Genomic DNA, 12,733 nt, shown 5'->3' on the forward strand with positions numbered 1-12,733 from the left:
CATGGGTAAAACATTATATCAAAAAATTTATGATGCACATGTTGTCAGAGAAGTGAGTGATGAAACACCCATTTTGTATATCGATAGACATTTAGTGCATGAAGTGACATCGCCTCAAGCCTTTGATGGATTAAGAACAAAAGGTCGCCCTGTTCGTCAACCGAATAAAACCTTTGCAACAATGGATCACAACGTATCAACACAAACCAAAGACATTAATGCTTGTGGTGATATGGCGAGAATTCAAATGCAAGAGTTGATGAAAAACTGCCAAGAATTTGGCGTTACGCTGTATGACTTAAACCATCCATATCAAGGGATTGTTCACGTAATGGGGCCAGAGCAAGGCTTAACCTTACCGGGAATGACCATTGTTTGTGGTGACTCACATACTGCAACTCATGGTGCCTTTGGTTCATTAGCTTTTGGGATTGGAACTTCAGAAGTCGAACACGTTTTAGCAACTCAAACTTTAAAACAGTCTCGCGCTAAAACATTAAAAATTGAAGTTCAGGGTAAAACTGCCACTGGGATCACTGCGAAAGATATCGTATTAGCCATTATCGGCAAATTAGGTAGTGCCGGTGGTACAGGCTATATCGTTGAATTTGCAGGTGAAGCCATTGAAGCATTAAGCATGGAAGGTCGAATGACTTTATGCAATATGGCGATTGAAATGGGGGCTAAAGCAGGCTTAGTAGCGCCAGATGACACCACTTTTGACTACTTAAAAGGGCGCCAATTTGCACCTAAAGATCAATCTTGGGATGAAGCTGTCGCTTATTGGAGAACCTTAAAGTCTGACAATGATGCAACTTTTGATGCCACTGTCACTATTAATGCGGCTGATATTGCGCCACAAGTCACATGGGGTACCAATCCTGGGCAAGTTATTGCTATTGACCAAATAGTCCCGTTATTAAATAGCTTTAATGATCCCGTTGAACGCGCTTCTGCAGAAAAAGCCTTGGCCTATATGGGATTAAATGAAGGTGTCAACTTAACAGATGTCACTATCGATAAAGTCTTTATTGGCTCTTGTACAAACTCACGTATTGAAGATTTACGAGCGGCTGCTGAAATCGCAAAAGGCCATAAAGTTGCGTCTCATGTTCAGGCGATTGTAGTTCCGGGTTCAGGCCCTGTTAAAGCGCAAGCTGAAGCAGAAGGCTTAGATAAAATCTTTATTGAAGCAGGTTTTGAATGGCGTTTACCGGGCTGTTCAATGTGTTTAGCGATGAATAACGACCGATTAAATCCGGGCGAACGTTGCGCATCCACCAGCAATCGTAACTTTGAAGGTCGCCAAGGTCGTGGAGGTCGAACACACTTAGTCAGTCCTGCAATGGCGGCAGCGGCAGCGATTAATGGTCATTTTGCAGATATTCGTACATTTGCAGTAGCATCTTAAGGGAGAACATGATGAATAAATTTACTCAACATACGGGTATTGCGGTTCCTTTAGATGCAGCAAATGTAGATACCGACGCCATTATTCCTAAGCAATTTTTGCAAAAAGTAACACGTACTGGCTTTGGTAAGCACCTGTTTCACGATTGGCGTTTTTTGGATGATGAAGGTACTCAGCCTGATCCTGCGTTTATTTTGAATCAGCCAATTTACCAAGGTGCTTCTATTTTATTGGCACGAGAAAATTTTGGCTGTGGATCATCTCGTGAACACGCACCTTGGGCATTAACTGATTATGGTTTTCACGCTGTTATCGCACCCAGTTTTGCTGATATTTTTTACGGGAATTCATTTAACAATCAATTATTACCAATCAAATTAAGTGATGATGAAGTCTCACAGTTATTTGATTGGGTGAAAGAACATGCAGGCACCCCCATTACCGTAGATTTAGTGGCGCAAGAGGTCAGAGCGGGTGAATTACATTTCTCTTTTGAAATCGACTCATTTCGCCGTCACTGCATGATTGAAGGATTAGACAGCATTGGATTAACACTGCAACACCAAGATGATATTAGTGCTTACGAGGCAAAACAACCTGCCTTTATGCGCTAATTAGAGCAATTTTTACCTTCTTCTACTTTCTGTGATGTTTACTTTGTCATTCTTGCCGTAAATTCGTTTACGGCTTTTTTTTGCCCCAACAAAACCCTTCCTATAAATAACCAATAAAAAAGCCAGTGATCAATCATCACTGGCCGGTAATCACCGAATGCTCAAATGGGGGAGTCTGTCAGTATTCGTAATTTGTGATAACTAACATGAGAGCTAACTTTAAACGCAATCATTATCGGTCTAATATAAGGAAATTAAAATTGATCACTTTATCAAGGGATTTCCTCTTTTATGACCTCACCCCGCTTAGAGTTACAATTTATTCGCTTATGGCAAGCCTTTCAGGGAAAAGCAACTGAAACAACGTTACAAGAATTAGCACAAACCCTGCATTGCACGCGTCGTCATGTCCGCTCTTTATTAAATAAGATGCAAGAAATAGGTTGGATAAATTGGCAAGCAGAAGTCGGTCGAGGTAAAAAATCCACGCTTATTTTTCACTCTAATGCACTCGAGATCCAACAAAATCGCGCTGAAAGACTGATAGCAGAGAATGATATTGAAAAGCTTGTCGCATTAATGGGCGATAAAGATTCAGTGCGTCAAATGGTGCTTTCACAGATTGAAAAAAGCTTTCATCCTGGTCAACAATTACTGCGCATTATTTACTATCGTCCTTTTAGAAATTTATTACCCGGAACACCATTAAGACGTTCTGAATTGCATTTAATGAGTCAGATATTTAACTCATTAGTGCATCTAAAAGAGGAAAATGGGGAAGTTGAAGCCGAGTTAGCTCATCATTGGCAAATGATCACAGAGCAACATTGGCGATTTTATTTACGTCCTTCTATCTATTTCCATCATGGCCGTGAGCTCACCCTTGAAGATATCAGTACTTCTTTAATGAGAATGAAACACTGCAATCCTCTTTATGCGCATATAGAACAAATTTCCTCGCCTCAACCTTATGTGCTGGATATTTTCTTAAGCGAAGTAGATAAGCAATTTGCAACGTTATTAGGGAGTCCACAAGCCGTTATTTTACCGCAAGAATGGGCATCACTCCCTTCTTTTGCACAACGTCCTATTGGTACGGGGGCCTATCAGGTTATCGCTAATGATAAACATAAGCTACAAATCAAAGCCTTTAATCGCTATTTTGGCTTACGAGCATTATTAGATGAAATTGATATTTGGGTAGTTCCAGAACTAAATAACAAAATGGTCTGTTCAACTATTCATTTAACAGATGATGATACTAATAAAGATTCGCTAGAAAGCCGTAAAGAGGAAGGATGTTATTTTCTTCTCTATGATAGTCGCTCAAAGCAGTGCCAACAGACTGAAATAAGGGAATGGTTAAGCAGTGTGTTAACCCCTGTTAATATGCTGACGCATTGTGATCCTTTCTATCAACGCCATTGGTCTCCTGCTTATGGGTTATTACTTCATTGGCATCACAGTAAATTAATCCGCCAACATCCCAAACCGGCTTCATTAACAAAACTGACCGTCACTCTTTATAAAGAGCATCATGAATACAGCACTATTGCAGATTTAATAAAAAGCATTTTATCTCAGTATGATATCGAACTTACCATTCAAGTACTTGACTATGAGCAGTGGTATTACGGTGAAGCTGACAGTGATATTTGGTTAGCGACAGTGAATTTTTATAAACCTTTAGAGTTCTCAATTTTTGCCGCACTTTATGAATTACCTCTCTTTCACCAATGTTTAGGAGCATCGTTTTCACAAGAGCTCACACTATGGCACCAAAAATCCTTGCCACTGGAAGAGTGGTGTCGCCAATTAACACAAGATATTTGGCTTTATCCTCTATTTCACCATTTACTAGAGCTACAAGGGCAGAGAACCATACGAGGTGTCAAAATGAATACCTTTGGCTGGTTTGATTTTAAATCAGCATGGTTTACGCCTGATATCGATACATCAAAACTAAAATAGGTTATCGTCTCTTTTCAGTGTTCAAATTAACCATTATTTATGTTAATTCACAGAAACCTTGAAAGTTATAAACACCCACATAAACACTTAGGGGATTTATTCACTTTTTCTGTGGATATCTATGTGAAAAAGAGTGAGATAATCAGGGTATAGTTTTTGTATTGTTAGAAAGGCTGTTGATACAAATTTTAAAATATCACTTATAATTCAAATTAGTAGCTAAAATTTAATGCCTATTTCAGCGATTGGATAAAACAATTAAAAGCCCCCCCTGCTTAAATCGTACAAAAAACAATCAAAGGATGTTTTATCCACAGGTTATGCCGATTAGTTAGACAAAATAGGATAATTTTGGCAAATATCTGTAAAAGTCAAGGCTGTAAATCAGAACAGTGATCTCACTTTCTGTGAGTTATCCCATAAAGCTGTGGATAACCTAGTGTAAAAGCCTGTTTATGATTTCAGGATAACCGTGCACAACTTGGAATTATAAATTTCAATTAGCGAATTAACTCAAAAAAATGATGATATATCATGCTATTATGATTTAAATAAAATAAAGCTAAATACGTTATCAACAACCCGTTTTTTCTGCCTATTATTTATACAAGAAGATAATAACTATGTTTAAACCACCAGTCGCACCCGAAAATGAGCAGGTTTTATTCGAACGAGCAAAAGCGCTTGCGGGTTATACTTTTGGTGAACTTGCCGCTTTTGCACAACTCCCTATTCCAATCGATCTTAAAAGAGATAAAGGCTGGGTAGGTATGTTGTTGGAATATTATTTAGGCGCAAGTGCAGGTAGCAAACCTGAACAAGATTTCAGTGAATTGGGCATTGAGCTAAAAACAATTCCAATTGATAGATTGGGTATGCCTTTAGAAACCACTTTTGTTTGTGTCGCAGCGTTGACCGGAAACAGCGGTATTACATGGGAAAATAGCCACGTAAAACGTAAGCTCTCAAAAGTATTATGGGTGCCTGTTGAAGGAGAAAGGGAAATACCATTAGCACAACGTCGCGTCGCCTCTCCGTTACTTTGGAGCCCAAATAGTACTGAAGAAGAACTATTACGTCATGATTGGGAAGAGCTAATGGATATGATTGTGTTAGGTAAAATAGAAAGCATTACCGCACGTCACGGGCAAGTCTTACAAATCCGCCCTAAAGCCGCAAACAGTAAAGCATTAACAGAAGCTATTGGTGAAGATGGACAACGTATTATGACCTTACCCAGAGGCTTCTATTTAAAAAAGAATTTTACCGCCCCTCTGCTTGCTCGTTATTTTCAACTTTAATTCTTAGCTCTCAAAAATACTTAATTTGCACATAGATAAGATGTAAAAAAAGCGATACCTAACAGATATCGCTTTGTCTTTATTTTCTGAAATTAACAGAAATTATTTTTTTGCGGCTTGCAGATACAACATATCAAGAGCAATGGTTGCCCCTGCAAGTGCTGTAATATCTGATTGATCGTAAGCTGGAGAAACTTCAACTAAATCCATGCCGACAATATTTAACGGTTGTAATGCACGTAAGATCTTCAGTGCCTTATCTGTTGTTAAACCACCTACAACGGGTGTTCCTGTTCCTGGTGCAAACGCAGGATCAAGACAATCAATATCAAAAGTCAGATAAACAGGTAGATCACCAACAATACCTTTGATCTGATCAACAAGATCAGTTACACCACGATCGTTAACTTGTGCGGCATCTAATACAGTGAAACCATTATCACTGTCATGATCAGTACGAATACCAATTTGAACAGAGTGGTTGGGATCGATTAATCCTTCATTTGGTGCATGGAAGAACATTGTACCGTGGTCAAATTTACTGCCATTACCATAAGTATCAGTATGCGCATCAAAATGAACTAATGCCATCTTACCGAAGTGTTTTGCATGGGCACGTAATAAAGGCAATGTGACAAAATGGTCACCACCAAACGTTAAGCACTTTTTACCTGCAGCTAATAACTTCTCTGTATGAGCTTGTAATTTATCGCTCATATCTTGCGCATCACCGAAGTTAAACACTAAGTCACCACAATCAACAACGCTTAAACGTTCACGCATATCGAAATCCCACGGCCAGCGATTACCTTCCCACGCTAAATTCGTTGAAATTTGACGAATAGCGCCTGGCCCATGACGAGTTCCTGCACGACCCGATGTTGCCATATCAAAAGGCACACCCGTAATAACCCAATCTGCATCACTGCTATAAGGCTGAAAATTCAGTGGAAAACGTAAAAAACCAAATGCATTAGAGATCAATGAATTATCAGTCTCATTACCTAACGTACTATTTTTCATGCTATTACCTCTGTTACTTATTTAAAATAAGCAACATACAAATCAATATGATAGATAAAGAGTGATGTTTAATAACATCACTCCTGCATTGGAAAGTGAAGAATTACTCTTCTTCTTCCAGATACGTATAACCGTATAAACCACTTTCAAATTCAGTCAGGAATTGCTCTTGTAACGCTTCATCTAACTGTGCATTTTTTACTTGGGTGCGGAAACGATCTAACAGCACGGTAGGATTTAGCTTAACGTACTGAAGCATATCAGCAACTGTGTCGCCCTCTTCACTTTGCACGTAAGTTAGATTGCCTTTCTCATCAAGGTAAACGTCAACAGCTGCAGTATCACCAAATAAGTTATGCATATTGCCTAAAATTTCCTGATAAGCCCCTACCATAAAGAAGCCGATCATTGGTGGATATTCAGGATCATAAGCTGGCATTGGCATTGTTGTTTCAACACCGTCACCATCAACATAATGATCAATAATACCATCTGAGTCACAAGTAATATCGAGTAACACTGCGCGACGATCAAGGGGTTTATCTAACCCTTCAATAGGTAATACAGGGAATAATTGGTCAATACCCCATGCATCAGGTAAAGATTGGAACAATGAGAAGTTAACATAGAACTTATCTGACATACGTTCTTGTAACTCATCAATAATAGGACGATGGGCACGATTGCTTGGATCTAAATCATACTGAATACGACGGCAGATATTCAAATACAGCTCTTCTGCCCATGCACGCTCTGTCAGGCTTAACATACCGTGAACATATTGAGTATGCACATCATGTAAGTCTAATTGGCTATCGTGTAACCATTCACGTAATGAACGGCTATGCCCCTTTGTTTGCATCTCTTCCCATGTTTCCCAAAGGCTTGCAATCGGTCTTGCAGCATCATCTTCAGGTGGTGTAATTGCCGTAAATTCATTACGTTCAACACCAATCACATTAGAAATTAATACAGTGTGATGTGCTGTTAATGCACGGCCTGATTCAGTAATAACGGTTGGATGTGGTAAATCATTTTCATCACACGCGTCACCAATCGCCCAAATAACGTTATTCGCATATTCATTAAGGCCATAGTTAACAGAGCAATCAGATTGTGAGCGTGTACCTTCATAGTCCACACCTAAACCGCCACCCACATCGAAATACTGAATATTCACGCCCAGTTTATGCAGTTCAACATAGAAGCGTGCAGATTCACGAACACCAGTTGCGATATCACGGATATTCGCCATTTGTGATCCCAAATGGAAATGCAGTAATTGCAGGCTATCTAAGCGGTCAGCTTGGCGTAACATATCAATTAATTGCAGAACTTGTGTCGCGGCTAAACCAAATTTTGATTTTTCACCACCACTAGCCTGCCATTTGCCTGATCCTTGAGAAGCAAGACGAGCACGAACGCCTAAACGTGGAATAACTTCTAAACGTTCAGCTTCTTCAAGAACCATTTTAATCTCAGACATTTTCTCAATGACTAAGAAAACTTTATGCCCAAGTTTTTCACCAGTGAGTGCTAGGCGAATATACTCACGATCTTTATAACCATTACAAACAATCACAGAACTTGTCATATTAGCATGAGCAAGTACTGCCATTAATTCTGCTTTAGAGCCAGCCTCTAAACCTAAAGGCTCTCCTGCATTTACTAATGACTCAATAACACGACGTTGTTGGTTAACTTTAATTGGATAAACTAAAAAATAGTCACCTTTATAACCATAGGATTCACGCGCACGATGAAACGCGGCATTAATTGAACGTAAACGATGTTGTAGTATTTGAGGGAAGCAAAAAAGCGCAGGTAAACGCAGGTTCGATTGCTCTTCTTGAACTCGTTTAACCAATTCGGTTAAATCAAAAGTTGCATCAGGAACATCAGGATTAGGACAAACGCTAATATTTCCCCGATTATTCGCTAAATAGTAACCGCCCCCCCAATATGCAATGTTATAGGTCTGCTGCATCTTACGAGCGATGTTATCATTCATGACATTCTCCTTAGGGAGTATGAGTTTATACCTTGCCTGTCACCATAGTAGTCAATTATCCGACAAAAATCTGAAACGACTGATAAATAACAGTTGGAAGTAATGGCTCACTATATATTTTTATATGATTATCCAGCTATACGCAGGACATAATAGTAGAAAGTTCTCGAGTTAACCTATAACGAGTTAACACAATCACCTATTGGCAAGTAACAGACAACTTCGCTCTAAAGAGAAAGAGCTCAAAGAGGAAATCACTCTAGATATACTACGTGTATAGTATTGGCGAGTACTGTTTTGGTTTTTGAAAAGACTAACCTGTAGACAATGGATCATTACCCATTCACTCCACACATGGCTTAAACCTATAAGCCATTTCCCTAACAGAGAAACAGGATCAGAAATCCTGCGGTTTACACTGTGTTCAGATTTCACAGTAACCGCGAGGTTATACCTTTAGTTAGTTAAAAATGCAAAGCAAAAAGTACAAAAAACTTTTTTTTCTCTCATCCCTATTTTTTTGATACAAAAATAGTGGGCAACAAAAAATAAGATTAACTGTTTGATTCTGCTTTATCCCTATATTTGATTAAAAAAAGCTGGAATTAAAGAGAGAAGAGTCATAAAATAGACGTCTAGATGTTAAAACATCCATCCTTAAACCGTTTGTATTAAGGTAACGAAATATAATGACTACACACCTTTTTACTTCTGAATCAGTCTCAGAAGGTCATCCAGATAAAATTGCAGATCAGATTTCTGATGCTGTTCTGGATGCAATTTTAGAACAAGATCCAAAAGCACGCGTTGCCTGCGAAACTTACGTTAAGACAGGCATGGTTATGGTAGGCGGAGAAATTACCACCAAAGCTTGGGTCGATATCGAAGAAATTACACGTAACACTGTTCGTGAAATCGGCTATACCAGTTCCGACATGGGCTTTGATGCTAATTCCTGCGCAGTTATCAGTGCGATTGGTAAACAATCACCTGATATCAACCAAGGCGTTGACCGTGCAAATCCATTAGAACAAGGCGCTGGCGACCAAGGTTTAATGTTTGGTTATGCAACCAACGAAACTGACGTATTAATGCCTGCTCCAATTACTTATGCTCATCGTTTAGTTCAACGCCAAGCACAAGTACGTAAAAGCGGTACTTTAGCTTGGTTACGTCCTGATGCGAAAAGCCAAATTACCTTCCAATACGACAACAATAAAGTTGTTGGTATTGATGCAGTTGTATTATCAACTCAGCATTCTGAAGAGATTTCACAAAAAGATCTGCATGAAGCCGTGATGGAAGAGATCATTAAACCTGTTCTGCCAGCAGAATGGTTAAATGAACAAACTAAATATTTCATCAACCCAACAGGCCGTTTTGTTATCGGTGGACCAATGGGTGACTGTGGTTTAACCGGTCGTAAAATCATTGTTGATACTTACGGCGGTATGGCTCGTCACGGTGGCGGTGCTTTCTCTGGTAAAGATCCATCGAAAGTTGACCGTTCAGCAGCTTATGCTGCTCGTTATGTTGCTAAAAATATCGTGGCAGCAGGTTTAGCAGATCGTTGTGAAATTCAAGTTTCTTACGCAATCGGTGTGGCAGAGCCAACATCAATTATGGTAGAAACATTTGGTACTGAAAAAGTCCCAACAGCACAGCTTATTCTGTTAGTGCGTGAATTCTTTGACTTACGTCCTTATGGATTAATTCAAATGTTAGATTTACTGCACCCAATCTACCAAAAAACGGCTGCTTATGGTCACTTTGGTCGTCCTGAATTTCCTTGGGAAGCAACAGACAAAGCTGAAATCTTACGTGAAGCAGCAGGCTTAAAATAAGTCTCTTGCCAATAACATCACGTAATTGATTTTGATAAGGCCACATCTGAATAGATGTGGTTTTTTTATGGGCTTCTATTTATAAAACCCATAAAAAAACCCCGCAATCATACGGGGGCCTCAATAAGAGAAAACGAGAACATAGATTTATGATGAAACTGTTTCCTATAAAAAATTAGTTAGGGTAGTTAATCCACTCACCTCCATTTAACTTGATATAAGACTGTCCTTGATAATCAACTACAACCGTAGCTTGGTTTTCCGCAACATTGGCAGTTTGAGGAAGTTCACTGGCTAAGGCGTTCCAATCAATAACAGATTGGTTAAAAACATCACCATTCACATTACGAGAAATAAGCTCAGAGATAGCCAAATAGCTACTGGGTTCATCGACAATCACAGGAGGATAAAATTGTGCTCTATCTTTTATTCCTGTGAAACGAATACCAACAGGAACGGTAGTAATACTTTGGCTTGGAATATCTCTTAACCCTGACATTTGTGTCTTATCACCCTGTAACGCCGCACCATGCTCAGGCACAATCACCACCATCACTTTTCTTCCTTTCTTATCTAGCTCATTCATAAAGCTATCTAAGTTATCAAGTAATGTAGAGGCGCGTTTGCCGTAATCAGCAGTGCTATTTTCGCCTACATAACGGTTACCATCATGTAATGACACCAAGTTCACAAAGGTCACAGAACGGCTCTCATTAGACTCTTCACGCGCTTTCAACCAACGTTGTAATGTTTCCTTATCGTTATAAATTTTAGTGCCATCAAATGCGGTAATTTGATGAGAAAGATTTTCTTGATCTTGTAAGGCGATATTAAGATCACCGAGTTGCTGAACTTCTTTGAGGTAATTACCAAATTTTCCGTTATGATCGAGAACCAATTTCTTGGCAAATCCCAACGAAGACAGATTATTCATCAGCAAACATTGTGCATCTGCCGGATCGTATAAATCAGAGTGGTGAGTCTGGCCACAACTCGCACGTAATAATCTTAATGATGCAGGACCGCTATAAGAAGATACGGTATTAAAGTGACTAAATAACACATCAAAGTTACCCCAAATAGGGTGTTCTTGTAGCCCAACAGCTGCCGCATCTGCAGTAGAAAGTGAACAAATATTAATAATTAAGATATCAAAAGGCTGAGCATTGGCTGCTAATTGCGCAGGAAATGGTGTTGTACGTTTTTTCTCATAACCATAAAACTGTGTTAACCAATCATCCAATACCTTATTATTGACCTTCAATTTTTGTGGTGGATAAACGGTATTAATAGATACAGTCTCTACTTCTTTAGTTGGTACAACTTCAGGGGAAACTCGCGGTTCAACTGATGCTGGTAATACTTCAGGTGCTTTGGCTACTACCGTGTTTTTTTCTGTACTAATGTTACTTTCTTGCGTAAAAGAATTAGCGGAAACAGCAGGCACTACACCTTGAGAAAAATAAGTAAACCCACCAAGATTTAGCCACAACACCCCCGCAATAATAAAAACGGATATCCTCATCCACTGTTCAATAAAAAGGTATCCCACTAATAAAATAAAGGCGACACCTATCATTTTGATATTAATAAAGTTAACAGTTAACTCAACAAGGTAATCGAAAGAAAACTGTTTAAGCTGTCCGCCTTGAGCAAGTACTGTTGTAAAGCTGGGTAACCAAGTATCGTGGTAAAATAATATTATCCCTATTGGGATAGCGACCCAATTACGCATTTTATGCCAAATATTCTTTGGTAATGGGAACAATAAAAAGGCAAGGAAAAGTAAATTGCTAAAAGCATCAAAATTTAAATAACCATACCAAAGTAAAACAAACTTTAGTAAAAAATAGAAATTCCATGCTCCCAACCCATGCCAGTAATGTAAAAAATCGAACTGGGTTGTATTAGATTTGTTCATTTTGATTTCCTACTCTTTAGTATAAATAAATCCAATTCGACAGTTATATGATTACTCATATCTGTCTTTTTATTACTTCTGATATTTAATTAACTACTAAACAAACATATAAGAGAATATTTGTTTAAAACTAATTGAAAACCCTTAAATAAAAAACAACGAAAAAGAAAATCTCGTCAGAAAGTACTGACCTCTTATATAAAATAAAAATAATTACGATAGCCAATTTATTTAATCTGTATTTAAAAACAAAATACTAAACGTTCTATTTATAGAATAGCTTCTATTTTCAAAAATGATGCTTTATTTACATTAAATAATGAAACACAGAGTTATCTTATTTTTATATTTCGAAACAAATACAAAACAAAGTACACATTAACAACAATACATAACAATCAATAAACACAAACAGCAATAAACAAACAAAAACCTCAATATAAGAACATAAGTAATCACTAAAAGACTAAAAAACAATGGTTTTTATATTAAAAATGATACAGATCAATATACAATAATGATCATCGAATTTGAATAATTTAATATTTTGTTATAAACAGCTAAATTACATTTCTTTTTTATTGCTTTATTTTGTAGCTAAACTCTTTCAGTTGTTATTTAATTAACGTGATTAAAG

At 38.1% G+C, this 12,733-nt stretch carries 8 protein-coding genes; 5 read left to right on the plus strand and 3 right to left on the minus strand.

The window, feature by feature from the left end; translation table 11 throughout:
* Position 1: 1 nt before the first annotated feature.
* The 4 genes from leuC (at position 2) to mutH (ending at position 5,297) form a co-directional block, all read left to right on the plus strand.
* Complete coding sequence (gene leuC, locus C0T34_RS04870; protein ID WP_098942175.1) at positions 2 to 1,411, plus strand: 3-isopropylmalate dehydratase large subunit; 1,410 nt, start codon at positions 2 to 4, stop codon at positions 1,409 to 1,411.
* Between the two features lie 8 nt (positions 1,412 to 1,419).
* Positions 1,420 to 2,025 (plus strand): 3-isopropylmalate dehydratase small subunit, encoded by a 606-nt coding sequence (leuD, locus tag C0T34_RS04875; protein WP_098942174.1) that lies wholly within the window; start codon positions 1,420 to 1,422, stop codon positions 2,023 to 2,025.
* A gap of 291 nt (positions 2,026 to 2,316) precedes the next feature.
* Positions 2,317 to 3,996, plus strand: coding sequence for an HTH-type transcriptional regulator SgrR (sgrR, locus tag C0T34_RS04880; protein WP_109849771.1), 1,680 nt, complete (start codon positions 2,317 to 2,319; stop codon positions 3,994 to 3,996).
* A gap of 623 nt (positions 3,997 to 4,619) precedes the next feature.
* A complete protein-coding gene (gene mutH, locus C0T34_RS04885) occupies positions 4,620 to 5,297 on the plus strand; it encodes a DNA mismatch repair endonuclease MutH (protein ID WP_098942172.1) in 678 nt (225 codons plus the stop codon).
* A 102-nt stretch (positions 5,298 to 5,399) separates the two neighbouring features.
* Here mutH and speB read toward each other — a convergent pair whose 3' ends face one another.
* A complete protein-coding gene (gene speB, locus C0T34_RS04890) occupies positions 5,400 to 6,320 on the minus strand; it encodes an agmatinase (RefSeq protein WP_036912424.1) in 921 nt (306 codons plus the stop codon).
* Between the two features lie 103 nt (positions 6,321 to 6,423).
* Complete coding sequence (gene speA / locus C0T34_RS04895; RefSeq protein WP_075670749.1) at positions 6,424 to 8,331, minus strand: biosynthetic arginine decarboxylase; 1,908 nt, start codon at positions 8,329 to 8,331, stop codon at positions 6,424 to 6,426.
* A 689-nt stretch (positions 8,332 to 9,020) separates the two neighbouring features.
* Here speA and metK point away from each other — a divergent pair.
* Positions 9,021 to 10,175: a methionine adenosyltransferase gene (metK, locus tag C0T34_RS04900; protein ID WP_098942171.1), complete on the plus strand. Its 1,155-nt coding sequence runs from the start codon at positions 9,021 to 9,023 to the stop codon at positions 10,173 to 10,175.
* A 175-nt stretch (positions 10,176 to 10,350) separates the two neighbouring features.
* Here metK and bcsG read toward each other — a convergent pair whose 3' ends face one another.
* Positions 10,351 to 12,096, minus strand: coding sequence for a cellulose biosynthesis protein BcsG (gene bcsG / locus C0T34_RS04905; RefSeq protein ID WP_109849772.1), 1,746 nt, complete (start codon positions 12,094 to 12,096; stop codon positions 10,351 to 10,353).
* Between the last annotated feature and the right edge of the window lie 637 nt (positions 12,097 to 12,733).

Source organism: Proteus sp. CA142267 (assembly GCF_003336825.1).
GTDB lineage: Bacteria > Pseudomonadota > Gammaproteobacteria > Enterobacterales > Enterobacteriaceae > Proteus > Proteus terrae.